At 67.6% G+C, this 19,408-nt stretch carries 13 protein-coding genes; 9 read left to right on the top strand and 4 right to left on the bottom strand.

Annotated elements, in window-relative coordinates:
• Positions 1–166 precede the first annotated feature (166 nt).
• The 7 genes from BM417_RS00405 (at position 167) to rho (ending at position 12,546) form a co-directional block, all read left to right on the top strand.
• Complete coding sequence (locus BM417_RS00405; RefSeq protein ID WP_093587719.1) at positions 167–1,333, top strand: acyl-CoA dehydrogenase family protein; 1,167 nt, start codon at positions 167–169, stop codon at positions 1,331–1,333.
• Positions 1,330–3,489 carry an acetate--CoA ligase family protein gene (locus tag BM417_RS00400; RefSeq protein WP_093587718.1) on the top strand — a complete coding sequence of 720 codons (2,160 nt, stop codon included), beginning with the start codon at positions 1,330–1,332 and terminating at the stop codon, positions 3,487–3,489. The genes BM417_RS00405 and BM417_RS00400 overlap by 4 nt, the downstream gene beginning before the upstream one ends.
• The gene (locus tag BM417_RS00395; RefSeq protein WP_093588501.1) at positions 3,486–5,087 is read left to right on the top strand and encodes a thiamine pyrophosphate-binding protein; all 1,602 of its coding nucleotides are present in this window, start codon (positions 3,486–3,488) and stop codon (positions 5,085–5,087) included. Before BM417_RS00400 ends, BM417_RS00395 begins: the two co-directional genes overlap by 4 nt.
• Positions 5,088–5,153: 66 nt before the next feature.
• Positions 5,154–5,714: a DUF4360 domain-containing protein gene (locus tag BM417_RS00390; RefSeq protein ID WP_093587717.1), complete on the top strand. Its 561-nt coding sequence runs from the start codon at positions 5,154–5,156 to the stop codon at positions 5,712–5,714.
• Between the two features lie 21 nt (positions 5,715–5,735).
• On the top strand, positions 5,736–5,954 hold the full coding sequence (locus BM417_RS00385) for a hypothetical protein (protein ID WP_093587716.1): 219 nt from the start codon (positions 5,736–5,738) through the stop codon (positions 5,952–5,954).
• 206 nt (positions 5,955–6,160) lie between these two features.
• On the top strand, positions 6,161–11,269 hold the full coding sequence (locus BM417_RS00380) for an NACHT domain-containing protein (RefSeq protein ID WP_177320208.1): 5,109 nt from the start codon (positions 6,161–6,163) through the stop codon (positions 11,267–11,269).
• A gap of 251 nt (positions 11,270–11,520) precedes the next feature.
• Complete coding sequence (gene rho, locus BM417_RS00375; protein WP_322788928.1) at positions 11,521–12,546, top strand: transcription termination factor Rho; 1,026 nt, start codon at positions 11,521–11,523, stop codon at positions 12,544–12,546.
• Here rho and BM417_RS00370 read toward each other — a convergent pair.
• A complete protein-coding gene (locus tag BM417_RS00370; RefSeq protein ID WP_218164276.1) occupies positions 12,527–14,005 on the bottom strand; it encodes an APC family permease in 1,479 nt (492 codons plus the stop codon). The two genes, rho and BM417_RS00370, sit on opposite strands and share 20 nt — an antisense overlap.
• Before the next feature lie 90 nt (positions 14,006–14,095).
• Here BM417_RS00370 and BM417_RS00365 point away from each other — a divergent pair, with 90 nt between their 5' ends.
• Together BM417_RS00365 and BM417_RS00360 are read left to right on the top strand one after the other, a co-directional pair.
• Positions 14,096–15,235: a Glu/Leu/Phe/Val dehydrogenase dimerization domain-containing protein gene (locus BM417_RS00365; RefSeq protein WP_093587713.1), complete on the top strand. Its 1,140-nt coding sequence runs from the start codon at positions 14,096–14,098 to the stop codon at positions 15,233–15,235.
• A gap of 9 nt (positions 15,236–15,244) precedes the next feature.
• Positions 15,245–15,670 carry an SRPBCC family protein gene (locus tag BM417_RS00360; protein ID WP_093587712.1) on the top strand — a complete coding sequence of 142 codons (426 nt, stop codon included), beginning with the start codon at positions 15,245–15,247 and terminating at the stop codon, positions 15,668–15,670.
• Here the strand turns inward: BM417_RS00360 and BM417_RS00355 are convergent.
• The 3 genes from BM417_RS00355 to BM417_RS00345 are packed head-to-tail and all read right to left on the bottom strand — an operon-like array spanning position 15,667 to position 19,407.
• Positions 15,667–16,224 carry an EF-hand domain-containing protein gene (locus BM417_RS00355; protein ID WP_093587711.1) on the bottom strand — a complete coding sequence of 186 codons (558 nt, stop codon included), beginning with the start codon at positions 16,222–16,224 and terminating at the stop codon, positions 15,667–15,669. The genes BM417_RS00360 and BM417_RS00355 overlap by 4 nt on opposite strands.
• 17 nt (positions 16,225–16,241) lie before the next feature.
• Entirely contained in the window at positions 16,242–18,638 is a 2,397-nt protein-coding gene (locus BM417_RS00350) for an ATP-binding cassette domain-containing protein (RefSeq protein ID WP_093587710.1), read from the bottom strand.
• Positions 18,639–18,690: 52 nt separating this feature from the next.
• Positions 18,691–19,407 (bottom strand): GNAT family N-acetyltransferase, encoded by a 717-nt coding sequence (locus tag BM417_RS00345; RefSeq protein WP_093587709.1) that lies wholly within the window; start codon positions 19,405–19,407, stop codon positions 18,691–18,693.
• Position 19,408 lies beyond the last annotated feature (1 nt).

Raw genomic sequence — 19,408 nt, 5'->3', positions numbered from 1 at the left:
TGATCAGTGCCTCCGCGGCGCTCACCGTACGTCAGCGTGGCAGTCCCATCGTTGCCTGTATGCCCTGGTAGTCACCCGTTCGCGACCCTGCTGACCCGCCTTGACAGAGCTAGGCTGCCCGATGGATCGTGAATAACTGATTCGTCAGTCAACTTAGGGGTGCGAGATGGGGCGGACCGTCCGCGACGGCCTGCGGCTCACGGCCGAACAGGAGCAGTTCGTAGAACTGGCCAGGGAGTTCGCGGCCAAGGAGATCCGTCCACGCGGGCGTGCCGTCGACGAGGCCGACACCGAGTCGCCGCTCGACGTGTGGGAGAAGGCGTCCGCGCTCGGGCTGACCTCGTTCATGCTCCCCGAGAAGTTCGGCGGCGGCGGCGTCACCGACCTGCTGACCCAGGTGCTGATCCAGCAGGAGCTGTGCCACGGCGACATCGGCATCGGCAACCTGATCACGTCCAACGGCTTCTTCAGCGCGCCGATCGAGCACCTCGGCACGCCTGAGCAGCAGGAGCGGTTCCTCGGTCCACTCGGGACCGAGAGGCCGCCGCTCACCGCCGTCGCCGTGACCGAGCCCGGCAGCGGGTCGGACGCGGCGAGCATCCAGACCTCCGCACGGCGCGAGGGCGACGTGTACGTCCTCAAAGGACAGAAGACCTGGATCTCCAACGCTCCGTACGCCGAGATGTTCGTGATCTTCGCGACGGTGGATCCGACGCTGAGGTCGCGTGGTGTCACGGCCTTCGTCGTGCCGCGCGACACGCCGGGGCTGACGGTCGGGCCGCCGTTCCAGAAGATGGGGCAGCGCGCGATCGTCAACGCCGAGGTGTTCCTCGACGACGTGCGCGTGCCCGTGGAGAACCGCCTCGGTGAGGAAGGGCAGGCGTTCGTCGGCCTGATGCGGACGTTCGACGCGTCGCGCATCCTCATCGGCGCGGCCACGACGGGACTCGCTCGTGCCGCGCTGGACTTCGCGTCCGCCTATGCGGCCGAGCGCGAGCAGTTCGGGGTGCCGATCATGCGGCACCAGGCGGTGGCGTTCCGGCTCGCGGACATGGCCACCCGCGTCGACACCTCGCACCTGCTGACGGTGCGCGCGGCAACGTTGTACGACGAGGGGCACGCGGTGGCGCAGGAGTCGGCGATGGCGAAGCTGGTCGGGTCGGAGAACGCCATGTGGTGCACGCACGCGGCCGTGCAGACGTTGGGAGGCTACGGATACTCCCGCGAGTACCCCGTCGAGCGCTGGATGCGCGACGCCAAACTCGAGGAGATCGAGGAAGGCACCTCGGACATCCAGCGCCTGATCATCTCCCGCGGCCTCGGTGCCAGATGATCTTCTCCGATCCCGCGTCCGTCGCCGTCGTGGGTGCGAGCGACGACCCCGCCAAGTGGGGTCACTGGCTCGCTCGCGGCGCCCTCGTCGGCCACGACCGCCGCGCCGTGCACCTCGTGAACCATGGTGGTGGCGCTGTTCTGGGGCAACCCACCGTCCGCTCGCTCTCGGAACTGGCCGAGGCCCCCGAACTGGTCGTGCTCGCCGTACCCGCGGCACACGTGCCGGCCGTGGTGGACGAGGCGCTGGCGGTCGGCGTACGTGGTTTCGTCGGCATCACCTCGGGAATCGACGATCGCGTCATCCGCCGGATCCGTGACGCGGGCGCGCGGTTGCTCGGCCCGAACTGCCTGGGCGTGTTCGACGCGGCGACGTCGCTGCACCTCGCGTGGGGCCGGTTCCAGGCAGGTTCGCTGGGCGTGGTGTCGCAGAGCGGACAGGTCGGGCTGGAGATCGCCGGGCTCGCGGCGTCGTCGGACATCGGAATCTCACGGTTCGTCTCGGTCGGCAACCAGGCGGACGTGACGGCGACGGAAGCGTTGCTGGACCTGGTTCCCCACGACCTGACCACCGTCGTGGGGGTCTACCTGGAGAGCTTCGGCCCCGGGATCGTGGCGGCCATGTCGGAACTGCGCGCGGCCGGCAAACCCGTGGTGCTGCTGACCGTCGGATCTTCCGTCGCCGCTCAGGAAGCCGCTCTCACGCACACGGGTGCGCTGACGTCCTCTTTGGACGTCGTGGACGCGGCTTGTCGACTCGCGGGAGCGGTCCGGGTGGCGACGCCCGCGGCTCTGGTCGACCTGGCGGCCGTGCTGACGTCCGGGGTGCCCCGTGGAGGCAGGGTCGGGGTCATCTCCGACTCGGGCGGGCAGGGCGCGATCGCGGCGGACCTCGCGGCGGCGGCCGGGCTGACGGTGCCCACGTTGTCCGCTGTCGACGGACTGCCGGTGGGGGCGTCGAAACGCAACCCGATCGACCTGGCCGGAGCGGGGGAGCAGGACCTCGCGAACTACTCCCGCGCGGTCGAGGTGCTGGTGCGCGGAGGCGAAGTCGACACGGTCGTGTTGTCCGGCTACTTCGGCAGCTACGGAGAGGACACGCCTTCCCTGGAGGTCGCGGAGGTGACCATCGCTCTCCAGATCTGTTCGCTGGCAAGGGAAACCGGCGTGCCCGTGGTCGTGCACAGCATGCGCGAGGACTCCGCCGCGGTACGCACGTTGCGAGCAGGTGGTGTGCCTGTGCAGCACACGATCGAGCGCGCGGTGGCCGCACTCGGTGACGCGGCACGGCTCGGCGCCCTTGATCAACGGTCCACTCGCGCGCCGCACGCTCCAGAACTGTCGGTGTCGGCTGGAAGAATTGAATCTGGGGGACCCCCTGGAGGGGACGCCTGCGTGAGCCTGCCAGAGGTCCTGACGGCCCCGGTCATGCCTTCCGCCCTGGGCCACTCGGCAGCTCCGCCCGCCCCGTTCGAGCCGGGCCACTCGGCAGCTCCGCCCGCCCCGTTCGAGCCGGGCTACCTGGCGGCCCGCGACCTGCTCGGCTTCGTCCGGTTCCCCAGGGCGCACGCCGTCACGTCAGCGGCCGACGTGAGGGCGACGTGCCTCCAAGGCCCGTTCGCGCTCAAGGCCGACTGGCTGGCCCACAAGAGCGAGCACGGCGGCGTGAAGATCAACGTCACCGACCCCGCGGCGGCGTTCGACGAGATGAGGGCACGGCTCGGGCCCGGCACGTACGTCCTCGAAGAGATGGACACGCGCGAGCACGTCGTCGAGCTGATCATCGGCGCGAAGCGAGACCACTCGTTCGGCCCAGTGATCCTCGTCGGCGCGGGCGGCATCCACGCAGAGTTGTTCAGGGACACCGCGATCGAGCTCGCGCCCGTGACTCCCGCCACAGCGCGGGACATGCTGGCGCGCCTCGTCTCTGCCCCGCTTCTGTCAGGCGCCCGTGGCGCGCCGCCGGTCGACGTGGCAGCGTTGGCCGAGGTGATCGCGAAGATCTCCGAGACGCTCGCGGCCAGACCTGACCTCGCCGAGATCGAGCTGAACCCCGTGCGCGTGGGGCCGGACGGCGTGCTGGCCGTCGACGCGCTGATCATCCCTTCAGGGGACACAGTGAACGACACGAGCGGACAACGCGTGGCATGCGCATGACCCCACCTCGCCTCACCGGGGGTGACGCACTGGTGCGCGCCCTCAAAGCGCACGGCGCCGACCTGGTGTTCGGCATCCCCGGCACCCACAACCTCGGCATCTACCGTGCCCTGGCCGAACACGACGTCAAGCACGTCACGCCGCGCCACGAGCAGGGCGCCGGCTTCGCGGCCGATGGCTACGCCCGCGTCACCGGCAAACCAGGCATCTGCCTCACCACCAGCGGCCCGGCCGTCCTCAACGCCATGACCGCGGTCACCCAGTCGTACTCGGACTCCGTACCGGTCCTGCTCATCTCCCCGGGCATGCCCCTGCGCCACCCCGGTCGCGGCAACGGCACGCTGCACGAGGTGCGGCACCAGAGCGTCGCGATGGAAGCCGTGATCGGCTACTCGAACCGCGTGCAGAGCGTCGCCGAAATTCCGCTCGCCGTCGCACAGGCCTTCGCGCACATGACCTCCGGCCGCCCCCGCCCGGCCCACCTGGAGATCCCGCTCGACCTGATCGACGCACTGGACAACGTCAGCGAGGTGGCCCCCGTCCTGGTGGCACACCCGCCGGCCGATGCCGTCACCATCGCCGCAGCCGCCGGCCGCCTCACCACGGCCACGAGACCAGGCATGATCATCGGCGGCGGAGCGAAGGGCGCGGCAGAGCAGATCACGACCCTCGCCGAACGCCTGGGCGCCCCGGTCGTGGCCACCGCCAACGGCAAGGGCGTCTTCTCCGAACGTCACCCGCTCTCCATCGGCGCGGGCCTGCACCACAAGGCGGTGGCGGAGTTCGTCGCCGAGTGCGACGCGGTTCTGGCCATCGGTACCGAACTGGCCTCCACCGACCTGTGGAACGGCCCGCTCAAGTTCCCCGGCGACCTCATCCGCATCGACGTCGACCCGGCTCAGATGATCACCAACGCCCTCCCGGACTACCGTCTGGTCGGCGACGCCGAGGCCACCGTCACGGCCCTGAACCAACGCCTGGGCAAGGGAAACCCCGGCCCGGAGGCCGCGAAACGAGCCGAGCGCTGGCACAGGCTCTTCACCAAACACGCCCGAACTCAAGGCGCACCTTGGCTTCCGCTGGTAGAAGCGCTGAAGGAGGTCCTGGCCCCCGGCGCCATCATCGCCGGCGACAGCGCAATGGTCTGCTACTACGGCACTTTGTCCAACCTGCCGCTCGAAGGCCCGGCAAGCTTCCTGTACCCCACGGGTTTCGGCACCCTCGGCTACGGCCTCCCCGCGGCCATCGGCGCCAAGATGGGCGCCCCGAACCGCCAGGTGGTCGCCCTGCACGGCGACGGCGGCATCATGTTCACCCTCCCCGAACTGGCCACCGCCGCCCAGGAACGCCTGCCGCTGCCCGTGATCATCGCCGACAACGGCGGCTACGGCGAGATCCGCCGCGAGATGGTGGATCGCAGCGAACCCGTGCACGGCGTGAACCTGCCGGGCGTCGACTTCGTCAAGGTGGCCAAGGGCCTCAACTGCCACGGCCTCACCGTGGACGACGAGGACAGGTTCGCCACCGCGCTGCGCAAGGCGCTCAGCGCGGACCGCCCGACGGTGATCCACGTGATCGGAGACCTGGCAGGTGCGTGAGCCTCTGCGCCGTTCGCCGGATTGCGGGCCTCGATAGGTTCTTCGCAGCGACGTGAGGAGGCCTCGATGCTGGTCGTGCTGGCACTGCTGGCAGTTCTCGTGCCGCCACCCGGCCCGGTGACGATCGACGTGGTCAGCGTGGGCGGGTCCGGTTGCCCGGCAGCAACGACGAACGTCGCCATGTCCCAGGACAACGAGGCGTTCACGGTCACCTACAGCGATTTCCTGGTGCAGGGCAACGGCAACGAGGCCAAGAGGAGCTGCACGATCGCCCTCAGACTCAACCACGCCGCCGGATACACCTACGGCATCGCGGCGACGGACTACCGCGGGTTCGCACACCTCACCGACAAGGCGAAGGGTGTCGTGCGCAACGACTACTGGTTTCCCGGCCTTCCGACGCGGCACACCAGTCGTACGTATCAGGCGCCGATGAGTGACAACTGGCAGGTCACCGACACGCCGAGCGGGGTCGCGCACGGGCCGTGCAAGGATCGCAAGCCGTTGACCGTCGAGACCGAGCTGAAGCTCACCGGCAAGGGGAGCGGCAGCTTCATGACCATGGACTCGACCGACTCGAGCGTGAGCACGACGTTCCGGCTCTCGTGGAAGAAGTGCGCGGAATAACAAGCGGACGGCACCAACCTGGTGTCCGGCACACATCTCGGCATCTATCGCGCCCTGGCCGAACACGATGCCAAGCACGTCCCCCGCTATGAGCAGGGCGCAGGCTACGCCCACGTCACCACCAGCCAAGGCTTCTGCCTCACCACGAGCGGCTCGGTCGTCCCACAAGCCTTCGCGCACATGACCTCCGGCCGTCCCCGCCTAGCCCTCTTGGAGGTCGTGCTCGACCTGATCGACTAGGTCAGCGAGTGGTCCCGGTCCTGGTGGCCCACCGCCCGTCGACGCCTGCAAGCTTCCCGTACCCACCGGCTTCGGCACCCTCGGCTACGGCCTCCCCGCCATCGACGCTAAGACGGGGCGCCCAGACCCATGATCGAAGCCTGGCGGGCGCCTGACGTCCTTGATTTGTCCACTCAAGGCCCCCGATGTCGTGGGACCATCCCTCGGTGGCGGACGAGGACCTCACCAGCAACTCGACGGGCGACGTCCACGGCATCGCGTTCCAAGCCCACACCGTCCACGGCAATGTCTATCTGAACGGTTCGTCGCCGACCGACAATCTGCCGTGCGCACCGCCTGCGAGCTGGGCGGATGCCGTCGGCCTTCCCACTGAGATCGAGCACCTGCTGTGGGCGCAGCAGCAGACCGCAGATCTGCTGCCGTACCAGCTTCCCGGGGCCCGAACTCCGGCCCTGGGCACAATCTACGTGCGTCAGGGCCTGGGCGGTGGGGTAGAGGACAGCACCACCTCCCAAGCGAGGTCCGCGCCGATGCTGGACGAGCACGGCAGGCTGGTCGAGATCCCCGCGACGCCGTCGGTGCGCGTCGCCGTCCGGCCACCTTCGAAACTGCTGCGCGCCGCGCTCGATGCCGACCGGCACGTGCTCGTTCTGGGCGGTCCGGGACAGGGAAAGTCGACGCTGACCCTTCGGCTCTCGGCCGACATCGCCGCTGAATGGACGCGGCGGGCGCCCGACGACGCGCCGCTTGCCGAGCCGGTGATCCCGCTCCGAGTCACCGCCCGCACCCTCGCTCAGCACCTCGGCAGCGCTTTTACCCAGGCACTGGCGGATAGCGCGTTCGTCGAACACGGCCGCTACCTGAACGGCCCGCTCGACCCGGCGCTGTTCGCTGACCGGGTGGCGGGCTGTCGCTGGTTGCTGCTGGTGGACGCGCTCGACGAGGTGACCGACAGCGCGTTGCGAGCAACGCTCGTGCACACGCTGTCCGCTTGGGCAACCCGTGGCATCCACCGCGTGCTCCTCACGACCAGACCAACCGAAGGCGGTGCGCTGGCCGCCCTGCAGCGGGCCGGAGCCGCGCATTACGAGTTGCAGCCGTTTGACCAGGAAGCCCTACGCCGCTTCGCGCACAACTGGTTCGAGGAGATCGGGGAGGACCACGCAGACCGGTTCCTGCAGCAGATCCACGAGGCTCATCTGGCCGAACTCGTTGAAGTACCACTGCTGGCCACCATCGCCGCGATCGTTTTCGAGCAGTACCGCGACCGCCCTCTGCCTGGCAACCAGTACGAGCTGTACGAGAGCTACCTCAACTTCATCCTGTCGTCCCGCCCCACCGTCGAAGTCTTCGAACACCATCGCGTGGCACTCGTCGAGCACCTCGGCCGCACCCGGTTGACCAGTGAGTCCTCGCTGACAGCTGCCGCGCAGGACTGGGGGAGTTGCAACGGTGTTCCGCGGATCGACGACCTCCTCCGATACCTGCTGAACGTGGGACCGTTCGTCAAACGAGGCAACGACATCGCGTTCCTCCACCAGAGCTTCGCCGAGCACGTAGCCGCCACCTCGAAGGCGCGGGAACTGCCGTCTGAGTTCACGCCGCGACACGACTCTTTCGCGGAACTCCTGCACGAGGGCTACCAGGAGGACAGCGGCACGTTCGCCAGATCCGTCCTATTGCACCACTCGCACCTGAACGACGGCGAGGCTGACCGAACGCTGCGCTGGCTGCACACTGGCGGGTCGGAAGAGCACCTCCTCGCCGCTCGCCTGCTCGCTCACCATCTGCCAGCGAGCACGCCTGTGGTGGAGAAGTTCCTGGTGACCGCGCGGGCGTGGGCGATGACTACCCGGTATCCGGCACGACTGATCCTGCGAGAGACCAGCCGTGCCACCCGCCACACCGGTCTGGCTGAGTGGCTGGCGCAACTGATGGGTGATCCTGTTGCGCCGTGGGAGTCACGACTCGAAGCTGCTGTCGCCCTAGGTGTGCGATTGCGTTGCGCGTACACGGATGCTGCAATCGCATTGCTGCGAGCTGCGGTCGACGACATGTCTGCCGGTGTTGATGGCCGACTTGTCGCCGCAGAAGCATTGGCACACAGTGGAAGCAGAGAGAGGGAAGTCGCAGAACGAGGCTTGCGCTCAGTGCTGGAGGACGAGGACGCCTCGGGTGCTGATCATCGCAGTGCTGCGGTCGTCCTGTCTGCTTTCGGCCAGGACAGCCGTGCCTTGGCCGTCTCGGCGCTGGAGCGACTGATGTCCGACGTAGACACACCGCTGCGGGACGTGGTGGAGGCGGCAACCGGCTTGCTGGAGATTGATCCCGAATTCCAAGACCAGTGTGCCGAGACCTTCCTGTCCGTGCTCATGGATCACTCGCACAGTTCGGCTGGATGGTACGACGCGACTATCGGTCTTGCGTCGCTCGGCCGGAGGGAGCAGGCCGCAGAGGCGCTGACAGCGCGCCTCGCCAGCACCACATTTCCGGGCGGGCTCCGCTCCGGTGTCGCGAGCATGCTCGCTCTTCTAGGGCCACAGCACCGCGTTGCCGCTGCCGACTACCTCCTGTCCGAACAGGACGATCCGATGGTGTCGCGGGTCGACAAGCTGATCAGCGCACCCGAACTCGCTCATCTGGGGCATCGAGACCGTGCCGTCGCGGTCCTACGGGAGACGCTCGCAGACCCCACGTCGAACTGGAACCACTCCAACCTCGCCGCGATGAACCTCGCGGACCTCGGACCTGCTTTTCACGGGGAAGCCGCCGCTCAGTTCGAGAGCGCGCTCGACCACATGTTGCCGAAGGGTTATGAATATCAGCAGGCGCTTCGACGATTGGCTGACATCGGGGAACCGCATCGGAGCCGTTCTCTGGACTTGATGTGGGCGTTGCTGGCGGACCCCGACGCGGATCCTGACAGTCGTTGTTCGGTCGCATCGGACCTTGTTCAGTTCGCCCCTGAGCGTCACCCAGAAGTCGCTCAGCACCTGTTGGCGATCATCAAGGCAGACAACAATCCCTCGGTGCTGGTGAGCGCTTGGCGTGAGCTGGTCTCATTCGGGCCCGACCTGTGCCGTGAGGCAAAGTCTGCCCTCCTCGCATTGACGGAGCATGTGCGTGATTGCGTAGATGCACCGCTTGTTCTGGGCCGGACGTTCAGTTCGTTCGGCGCGGCTGATCGCGCTTTGGCCGCAGATCTGTTGACGATGGTGGCGCGTGACGAGAGGCGCTCTGCACGTCCTCGTTTGTCGGCGGCTCGTGGAGTGAATCGGTTGGGGCGGGCGTATCACCGGAGGGCCGCAGGGCTGTTGAGTGAGCTCGTCGAGGCCGGTCTTCCCCTCAGCATGAACACTGCAACCCTGCTGTTCGCGGAATCTGGGCCCGGAGTGCGCTTGGTGCTAGCGGAGGCGTTGCACGGAGTACTGCGCAACGAGCGCACGAGTTCCGCTCGCGTGTGGTCAGCAGTGCAGTCGCTGGTATACCTCGGCCATCGAGCCCCAGACGAGGTGCTCCGCGCCGTTGTGGCTGATGAGTCTGCGCCCTTCTGGCGGCGGATGGAAAGTGCGCTGATGCTGTCCGACCTGGACGAGAAGTTCTTGCCGGTCGCACTCACCTTGCATGAGCGAGGTGTTGCGGAGATGTCGTTCGTGATGTGGCAGAACTACGCGTCGAAGGCGACACGAGCGGGAGCGGACATCCGTGAACGGCTGCGCGCGATGTCTGGCGATCCGAGCGCGAGTTGCCAGGCCAAGGCAGCGGCGGCCGCGCTGCTCGGACGTGAGGGAATCCCAGAGCTTCGCGCCCAGGCGGACGACGCGTACCTCGGTCTTGATTTGCGGAGCAGATCCTACAGCTTCTTGGCAGCTGCGGATCCGGCGTTCATGGCCGACGCGGTCGCCTTCCATCGATCAGTGATGGACGATCTGGCCCAGCCGGTAAGGATCCGATGCGCCATGGCCGTGGAACTGATGAGACTTGACCGTTCGGCGACCTCCTCCGTCATCTCGTTCTTGTGGCGACTTGCTGAATCACCGCGACTCCATGTTTGGGAACGGGCGTCAGCTGCACTCCAGTTGGCCAGCTTCGATGATCCTGTGTCACCGAGGATGGTGCAGATCATCGTCGGTCTGTGCCGCGATCCCGCGTTGAACGACACATCGCGCGTCCGACTGGCGGCGCTCCTTCCTCGTCCTCATCGCACTGGCATGGAACGCGTGTTGCTGGTTGACCGGTCAGCACGATTGGCTGATCGCCTGCCGGCCCCTGACTCCTGGGGTGACAGGTCGTTCATCTTGGAGAGCGAGGAGGCGGTCCGCGAAATTCTTGCCTGCCCGACGAGTAGCCGAGAGGAACGCAGGGACGCCGCGAAAGAACTCGGCCGGTTGTCTGAGAAGCACGTGCCGGAGGCCGTCGGCATGTTACTAGCGGATGGTTCGCCTGAGGCGCTGGCCATTGCGGCCAAGCTTGGCGAATGGCAGCCTGTTCTCGATCGCGTGCTCGACGAAGCTCGTCCATTGCGCGAGCGACTGGCCACAGTGCTTCGCCTTCCCAACATGGCGGCGAATCCAACGGTTCGGGATATGTTGCTTCGGCAGCCGCACCTGTCCTGGCGCGACAGGGTCGACGTGCTGGCGTACGTCGGGCAGTTCGACGAGCTGCGAGCATTGCGAGATGATCAGGCTGGATTGCTGGTCCAACGGTGGCGAGCGGCGAACAAATTGGTCGAACTCACGGCGTCTGATCGGTCGTCTGCGGCCGATCTCTACCGACAGATCGCCACAGATCCGGCGGTGAGGCCCTCCCGGCGAATGCAGGCGGCGGAGGATCTGGGCAAGCTCGGCGCACGCGGGCGTACGGAGGCCGAGTTGCTCACGCGAGCGATGCTCGCGGAGGCAGGACTTCCGGTTCGGGTTCGGTCGAACGCGGCGAACTGGCTCCGCAACTATCTGCGTACCAGCCAGGACGAGGTGCTTGCTATTCAGCGGAAGCTCGTGGCACCGACGGTGCTGGGCCGGATCTACGTGCTGCGGTCGATCAGCTGGGCGCCGTCGCAGGAAGCCCTGGACGAGTTGCTTGCGCTGGCGGCTGACCCTGCGCTGTCACCCCGCATCCGGCTGTGGTGCGCGCGAAGCGTGGTGGAAAGACGCAGAGATCTTCGGGACAGGTGCGCGGTGGTGGCCAAGGACATCGCCTTCGACGCCGACGCTCCGTGGCAGATCAGACTGCGTGCGGCCAGATGCTTGGCGCGGTGGAGCGAGGTCATGCGCGCGGACGCCATTGCGTTGGTCAAGAAGAAGTGCGCGGAATAACAAGCGGACGGTTGACGTTCTCTGCTACAGTCCGTTTGTAACCGGCAGTGCGCAGGTAAGCGCACGTAAGCTCCGACCAGCTGCTGGACGATCACAACGCCGCAGCCGACACCCCCGGCTTCTCACGCTGGCGGACCCACACATCAGATGCAGTCGGATCAACGGCATCTGCAGCGCTCTCCTCCCGTCGCACCCCGTGCGCGGAGTCGATGAAGCGCGTCTTCACCAACCCTCCTGAAAGGACAGACCCGATGCACATCGGTGTACTCGACGTACGTAACCACAAGGCGTTTCTCGTTGACGGGCCGCAGGTTCCGCAGAGTCTCGTGCGGCAGCACGACCTGCGGCGCGGCGACCAGATCAGCGGTGAGACCGAGAACGACAAGCTCATCAGCGTGGACACGGTCAACGGGCGCAAGCCGCACAAGCGGCCACGGTTCGAGGACCTCACGCCGCTCTATCCCAACGAGCGGCTGCGGTTGGAGCACGACCCCAACGAGCTCACCAGCCGCACGATCGACCTGGTCATGCCGATCGGCAAGGGGCAGCGGGCGTTGATCGTCGCGCCGCCCAAGGCCGGCAAGACCATTGTCCTGCAACAGATCGCCGCGGCGATCGCCAAGAACTACCCGGACGTCCACCTGATCGTGGCGCTCGTCGGCGAACGGCCGGAAGAGGTCACCGACATGCGCAAGACGATTCCGGGCGAGATGTTCACGTCGACCTTCGACGAGCACCCGAACGAGCACATCCGCGTCGCGGAACTCGCGGTCGAGCGGGCCAAGCGGCTCGTCGAGGACGGACAGGACGTCGTGATCCTGCTCGACTCGCTGACGCGACTCGGGCGTGCCTACAACCTCGCGCAGCCCAACGGCGGGCGCATTCTCAGCGGTGGCATCGACGCCAGGGCGCTGACGCCGCCGAAGCAGTTCCTCGGTGCCGCGCGCAACATCGAGGACGGTGGCAGCCTCACGATCTTCGCCACCTCGCTCGTCGAGACCGGCTCGCTGGCCGACACGGCGATCTTCGAGGAGCTCAAGAGCACCGGCAACGCCGAGCTGAAGCTCGACCGCAAGGCCGCGCAGAAGCGGATCTACCCGGCGATCGACCTCAACCAGTCCAGCACCCGCAAGGCGGAACTGCTGGTCGGGCCGCAGGAGCTCGCCATCACGGACACGATGCGCCGTGCCATGTCCGAACGCGACATCGACGTGCTGCTCGAAGGGTTGCGCAAGACCCAGAGCAACGCGGAGTTCCTCATGCAGATGCAGAGGTGACGTCGCGAGCGCGGGTCGGGGAGCCCAGCGCGTAGAACAAGAAGCCGATGCCGAGCACGATCAGCAGCGGGACGACCTGCGACAACGTGTACTGCGTCCGCTCGCCTTCGAACGCCGAGGGCAGTTCCGGCGGCCAGATCAGCACGACGACGGTGAACGCGACCAGGCCGGTCGTCAGAATCGTTGTCAGCACGGCGAAAGGCGCGCGGAACGGGCGTTCGACGTCCGGCATCCGGCGGCGCAGCACCAGCATCGACGGGAACGTCAGCAGGTAGCTGATGAACGTCGTCGAGATCACCAGCGCCAGCCCGGCGGTGAAGTACTTCTCGGAGTCGCCGCCGGACAAGTTCAGTGCCGTCACCAGAACGACGGAGGCCAGCAGTCCGGACAGGACGTTCACGCGCACCGGAGTGCCATGACGAGGGGACAACCGGCCCAGATAGGCGGGCCCGGCGCCGTCCGCACACGCCACGGCCTGCGCCCGATGCGCACCGATCGCCCACGAGACACCGGAAGTCAGCACGCCGATGATCAAACCCGCCGCGCAAACGCTTCCCAGCACCGCGCCCGCACCGGTCAACGTGACGGTTCCGTCCGCAGCCACCGATCCGCCGTAGACGGTCAGCACCTGTTTGGCGGCATCGATGAACCCGCCCAGGCCCTGGATCCGTGAGGCCGGCACCACCAGCAGAATCCCGAGAATCGGCCCTCCGTAAAGAAGAAACGCCGCCATGCCCGCACGCAGGATCGCGAACGGCACGGTGCGCTGCGGATCGGTCATCTCCTCGGTGGCGGTCGACGGGAGCTCGAAGCCGACGTAGTTGAAGATCAGCACCGGCACCAGCGCCACGAAACCCGTCCAGGTCGGCACGAAATCGCCGCCGGACAACGGTTGTACGCCGTTCTTCACCGCGTAGACGACGACCGAGACCATGAAGAACCCCAGCAGCACGATCCGCGCGAACGCGCCCGCGATGGGCACCCACTTGCCGATCCGCAACGATGCCGCGACGGCGAGGACACCGGTCCAGATGAACGCCAGGCCCGCGATGTGCTTGCCCACCATGCCCAACGGCAGGAAGAACGTCTCGAACGTCGTCACGGCGATGATCGCCAGCGTGCCACCCATCCACAGCGGGTTGGACAGCCAGTAGAGGACCTGGTTCACCCCGGCCGCGAGACGTCCGAACGCGAGCTTGGTCCACACGTAGGGGCCGCCCTCGACGGGGAACGCCGTGCCGAGCTCGGTGGTCAGGAACCCGTACGGCACGAAGAACACCACCGCCAGGATCACCATCCAGACGAGGCCCTGGGGCCCGTTGGCGGCGACGCTGCCGATCGTGTCCAGGCCGACGAGGGTGCAGAGCAGGTAGAACGTCACGTCCACCCGGCGCAGCGACTTGCGCAGGTGGGTGCGTTCGCCCAGCCAGTTGCCGCTGAGAGGCTGTACCTCGCTCACAGGACCCTCCAGATGGTTAACTGATTAATCAGTCAGTTATTCGGGCTCATGTGACCGCGGTCATACGCTGAAGTCAAGGGGGTGTGTTCGATGAGTCTTCTCCAGGTCACCTGGGCCGACCCGGCGACGGGAGCGCGCGGCTACCTCGTCATCGACCGGCTGGTGCGCGGGGTCAGCAGCGGGGGTCTGCGCATGCGCGCGGGCTGCACGCTCGACGAGGTCCGCGGGCTGGCCGAGGGGATGACCGCCAAGGAGGCCCTCAACTACGACCCCGGCGCGCGCTACGTCCCGCTCGGCGGCGCGAAGGGCGGCATCGACTTCGACCCCTACGACCCGCGAGCGCAGGAAGTCCTCACGGCGTACCTGTACGCCATGTCGCCCTACATCGAACGCTTCTGGACGATGGGGGAGGACCTCGGGCTGAGGCAGTCGGCCATCGACGCGGCGATCGAGAAGATCGGCCTCCAGTCGTCCATCCAGGCGGTCTACCCGCTGCTGGACGACGAGCAGAAGGCCAGGAAACGCCTCGCGGCCGCCTTCGCGGTCACCGTCGACGGCGTCAGCCTGGACGAACTGGTCGGCGGCTACGGCGTCGCCGAGGCGGCGCTGGCGGGGATCGAGCATCTCGACCTGCGCAACCCCACCGCGTTCGTACAGGGCTTCGGCTCGATGGGCGGCGCCACGGCCCGCTACCTCGCCAAGGCCGGCGTCAAGATCGTCGGGCTCGCGGACGTCCACGGTGTCATAGCAAACCCTGATGGGCTCGATGTGGAAACCCTTTTGCTGTCCCGGGACTCGCACGGCGCCATCGACCGGACCGAACTGCGCCCCGAAGATCGAGAGCTGGACCGCGACAGGTGGCTCGACGTCGAGGCGGACGTCCTGGTCCCGGCGGCCACCAGCTACGCGATCAACCAGGACAACGCGCACGCCGTCAAAGCCAAGCTGATCGTCGAAGCCGCCAACATGCCGGTGACGGCGGAGGCCGAGGCGAAGATCGACGCGCTGGTCATCCCGGACGTCGTCGCGAACTCCGCCACGAACTCCTGGTGGTGGTGGACCCTGTTCGGCGACATCGACGCCACGGCCGAGTCGGCGTTCGCGAAGATCGGCACGAACATGCGCCGGCTCGTCGCGAAGATCGTCGACAAGCCCTCACCACGCGCGGCTGCCGCAGAACTCGCCGCCGCCGCGGTGAAGGAGATCGAGCAACGGTTCCGGCAGTCGTAGACTCGGCGGATGCCTGGCCTGGAGCACACCATCACGATCGCGGCCCCGCCGGAGCGCGTCTGGGACGTGCTCGTCGACGTCGAGCGCTGGCCGGAACGGATCCCGACGGTCGACTCAGTGGAACGCCTCGACGACGGCCCGCTCGCCGTCGGCTCCAGCGCCCGCCTCAGGCAACCGAAGCTGCCTGAGGCGGTCTGGACGGTGACCGAACTGACCGACGGGACGTCCTACACCTGGGAGTCGAAGTCGCCCGGCGTCCTCGGTGTCGCCTCGCACGTCGTCGAGCCGCACCCGGACGGGACCCGGCTCACCCTCGCACTGAGCGTGTCCGGGCCGCTGTCCGGGCTCGGCTGGCTGTTCACGAAGGGGCTGACCAGGCGGTACGTCGAGACCGAGGCCGCTTCTATCAAGAGCGTCGCCGAGACCGCTGACTAGTCGAGCGGCCCCAGGAGCCACGCTCCCGGCCCGTCCAGGTCCTCGGAGAAGTAGTACGCCCGGATCGCCGCCAGCAGGTCCTCCGTCCCGATCAGACCGTCACCGTCGTGATCGAGCCGCGCGTGGACCTCGCGTGCGTCGGCCTCGGGCAGGTTGATCCACGCCGTCGTCCAGCGCATGTACTCGTCCACGCCGAGGTGGCCGTCGCCGTCGTGGTCGGCGACGGCCATCAGCGCGTCGAGGTACGGCACGTAGACGTCGTCGAACGCCTCCGGCCGCTCCAGCAGGCCCTTCGCGAACGCCGCCTTGTACTCGTCCACGCTGATCCGGCCGTCGTCGTTGGTGTCCGTCATGGCGGAGAGGTGGTCCCAGACACCCAGCAGGTGCTCCTGGAACCGCCTCGCCCGCCGGTCGTCCGAGGTCAGGCCGAACGCGGCGCTCGTCCGTGACGCCGCCAGCTCGAAGTCCGCCCGGTTGACGTACCCGTCCTGGTCGCTGTCGTAGGTCTCGAACCTGCGACTGAGCTTGCGGTCCAGGAACGTGGTGATGTGCATGCCCCCTTGGTACCCGCTTAACGCTTCTTTCGACGCGCCGGGGCACCAACGTAATCCGCCAGGTGCTCGCCGGTCAGCGTGGAGCGGCCGGCCACGAGGTCGGCGGGCGTGCCCTCGAACACCACCTTGCCGCCGTCGTGACCGGCGCCGGGGCCGAGATCGATGATCCAGTCGGCGTGCGCCATCACGGCCTGGTGGTGCTCGATCACGATCACCGACTTGCCCGCCTCGACCAGGCGGTCCAGCAGCGCGAGGAGCTGTTCGACGTCGGCGAGGTGCAGGCCGGTCGTGGGCTCGTCCAGGACGTAGATGCCGCCCTTGTCCCCCATGTGCGTGGCCAGCTTCAGGCGCTGGCGCTCGCCGCCGGACAGGGTCGTCAGCGGCTGGCCCAGGGACAGGTAGCCGAGGCCCACGTCGTTCAGACGCTCGAGAATCGCGTGCGCGGCGGGCGTGCGAGCCTCACCGGAGCCGAAGAACTCCACGGCCTCGGCGACGGGCATCGCGAGAACCTCGGAGATGTCACGGCCACCGAGCTTGAACTCCAGCACGGCCTGGTCGAACCGCTTGCCCTCGCAGACGTCGCAGGGGGACTCGATCGTCGCCATGATGCCGAGGTCGGTGAACACCACGCCGGCGCCGTTGCAGTTCGGGCAGGCACCCTCGGAGTTCGCGCTGAACAGCGCCGGCTTCACGCCGTTGGCCTTGGCGAACGCCTTGCGGATCGGCTCCAGCAGGCCGGTGTAGGTCGCGGGGTTGGAGCGCCGCGAGCCCTTGATCGGGGTCTGGTCGACGACGATCGCACCGGAGTCCCTGGGCATCGACCGGTGGATCAACGAGCTCTTGCCCGAGCCCGCCACGCCGGTGACCACGGTCAGCACCCCGAGGGGGATGTCGACGTCGACGTCGCGCAGGTTGTTCGTGGACGCGCCGCGGATCTCCAGGACGCTGGTCCTCTCCCGCACCTCGGGCTTCAGCGACGCGCGGTCGTCGAGGTGGCGGCCGGTCACGGTGTCGCTCTTGCGCAACTCCTCCAGGGACCCCTCGAAGCAGATCGTGCCGCCGCCCCGCCCGGCGCCGGGACCGAGGTCGACGATGTGGTCGGCGATCGCGATCGTCTCGGGCTTGTGCTCCACGACGAGAACGGTGTTGCCCTTGTCCCGCAAGCGAAGCAGCAGGTTGTTCATCCGCTCGATGTCGTGCGGGTGCAGCCCGATCGTCGGCTCGTCGAACACGTACGTCACGTCGGTCAGCGCCGACCCGAGGTGCCGGATCATCTTGACGCGCTGCGCCTCACCACCGGACAGCGTGCCCGCGGGCCGGTTCAGCGACAGGTAGCCGAGGCCGATCTCCACGAACGAGTCCAGCGTGTGCGCGAGCTTGTCCACCAGCGGAGCGACGGACTTGTCCTTCACACCGCGGATCCAGTCCGCGAGGTCGGTGATCTGCATGTCGCACAGGTCCGCGATCGAGACGCCCTTGATCTTGGACGACCGCGCAGCCTCGGTCAGGCGGGTACCAGAGCAGTCCGGGCAGGTGCCGAACGTCGCCGCGCGGTCCACGAACGCGCGGATGTGCGGCTGAAGCGCCTCGCGGTCCTTGGACAGCATGGACTTCTGCAGCTTCGGGATCAGGCCCTCGTAGGTCAGGTTGATGCCGTTGACCTTGATCTTGATCGGGTCCCGGTACAGGAAGTCGTGCAGCTCCTTCTTGGTGTACTTGCGAATCGGCTTGGCCGGGTCGATGAAACCGGACTGCGCGAACGTCTGCACGGTCCACTGGTTGTCGACGTTGTAGCCGGGCACCTTGATGGCGCCTTCGAGGATCGACTTCGACTCGTCGTAGACCTCGGTCAGGTCGATGTCGGAGATCTGCCCGCGGCCCTCGCAGCGCGGGCACATGCCGCCGGTGATGGAGAACTCGCGGCGCTCCTTGACCTTCTGGCCGCCCTTCTCGATCGTCACGGCCCCCGCGCCGGAGATCGAGGCGACGTTGAACGAGAACGCCTGCGGGCCGCCGATGTGCGGCGCGCCGAGGCGGCTGAACAGGATGCGCAGCATCGCGTTCACGTCGGTCGCGGTGCCGACGGTGGAGCGCGGGTCGGCGCCCATCCGCTGCTGGTCGACCAGGATCGCCGTGGTGATGCCCTCCAGCAGGTACACCTCGGGTCGCGGCAGCGTCGGCATGAAGCCCTGGATGAACGCGCTGTAGGTCTCGTTGATCAGTCGCTGCGACTCCGCGGCGATGGTGCCGAACACCAGCGAGCTCTTGCCGGACCCGGAGACACCGGTGAAGACCGTCAGCCGGCGCTTCGGGATCTCGACGTCGACGTCGCGCAGGTTGTTGACCCGCGCGCCCTGCACGCGGATCAGGTCGTGGGTGTCGGCATCATGCGCCGTCGGAGCTGTCCTGGTCATGGCGCAAAACTAACTCGCGCACCTCGGCTCTGCCTTCTTGATTCCTGATTGGTTATGCACGAATCCGGTAGTGATAGGTGCACACCTCGCGGAACCCCGTCCGTTCGTACAGCCGGAACGCCGTGGTGTTCGCCTTCTCCATCTGCAGGTACAGGTGGTTGGCCTCCCGCGCGGCCGCCCACGAGGCCAGTGCGGCCAGCACGGACCGTGCGGCGCCCTGACCGCGTGCGTGCGGGAGTGTCGCCATGCCGAACACCCCGGCCCACCCCTCCTCGGCCACCGCGCGTCCTATGGCCACCACCTGGCCGTCCACCTCGGCGTACGCGTACGCGCTGGGATGCTCGACGCGGCTGAGCAGGTCGCGTTCGGCGCTGACGTCCCGCTTGGTCACCTTCTGCCACGCCGCCAGCCACTCGTCGGTGGGTCTGGGCGTCACCTCGCCGGCGTCGGCGTCGGCCTGGCGCAGCACCTCGGCGGTCGAGGCGATCTGCAGGGACATGTCATGACCCCTCGTGTAACCCCTGTCCTCCAGTCTCACGTCGAGGTCGTCCGCGCACACGCCCGGCGTGATCTGGAACCGCACCCCGTCCCCGTGTTCGGCGCAGAACTCCTCCGCGAGCGCCACCCGGTCCTCGCGGTCGTGCGGCAGGACCGCGCTCACCCACCAGGCGTCGCCGGGGGAGTGCCGCAGCCACCAGCCGCCTGCCTCTTCGACGTGCGCGGCGGGCTGGGCACGGGCCGCGTACTCCTGCAGGGTTTTCAGGAGCACG

It is taken from the genome of Lentzea waywayandensis (assembly GCF_900115955.1).
Lineage (GTDB): Bacteria > Actinomycetota > Actinomycetes > Mycobacteriales > Pseudonocardiaceae > Lentzea > Lentzea waywayandensis.
This window is presented reverse-complemented; position numbering and strand designations above follow the sequence as displayed.

Coding starts and splice junctions, on each gene's coding strand:
- BM417_RS00405 (WP_093587719.1), top strand. CDS start 167: ATGGGGCGGACCGTCCGCGACGGCCTGCGGCTCACGGCCGAACAGGAG.
- BM417_RS00350 (WP_093587710.1), bottom strand. CDS start 18,638: ATGACCAGGACAGCTCCGACGGCGCATGATGCCGACACCCACGACCTG.
- BM417_RS00355 (WP_093587711.1), bottom strand. CDS start 16,224: ATGCACATCACCACGTTCCTGGACCGCAAGCTCAGTCGCAGGTTCGAG.
- BM417_RS00400 (WP_093587718.1), top strand. CDS start 1,330: ATGATCTTCTCCGATCCCGCGTCCGTCGCCGTCGTGGGTGCGAGCGAC.
- BM417_RS00395 (WP_093588501.1), top strand. CDS start 3,486: ATGACCCCACCTCGCCTCACCGGGGGTGACGCACTGGTGCGCGCCCTC.
- BM417_RS00360 (WP_093587712.1), top strand. CDS start 15,245: ATGCCTGGCCTGGAGCACACCATCACGATCGCGGCCCCGCCGGAGCGC.
- BM417_RS00390 (WP_093587717.1), top strand. CDS start 5,154: ATGCTGGTCGTGCTGGCACTGCTGGCAGTTCTCGTGCCGCCACCCGGC.
- BM417_RS00365 (WP_093587713.1), top strand. CDS start 14,096: ATGAGTCTTCTCCAGGTCACCTGGGCCGACCCGGCGACGGGAGCGCGC.
- rho (WP_322788928.1), top strand. CDS start 11,521: ATGCACATCGGTGTACTCGACGTACGTAACCACAAGGCGTTTCTCGTT.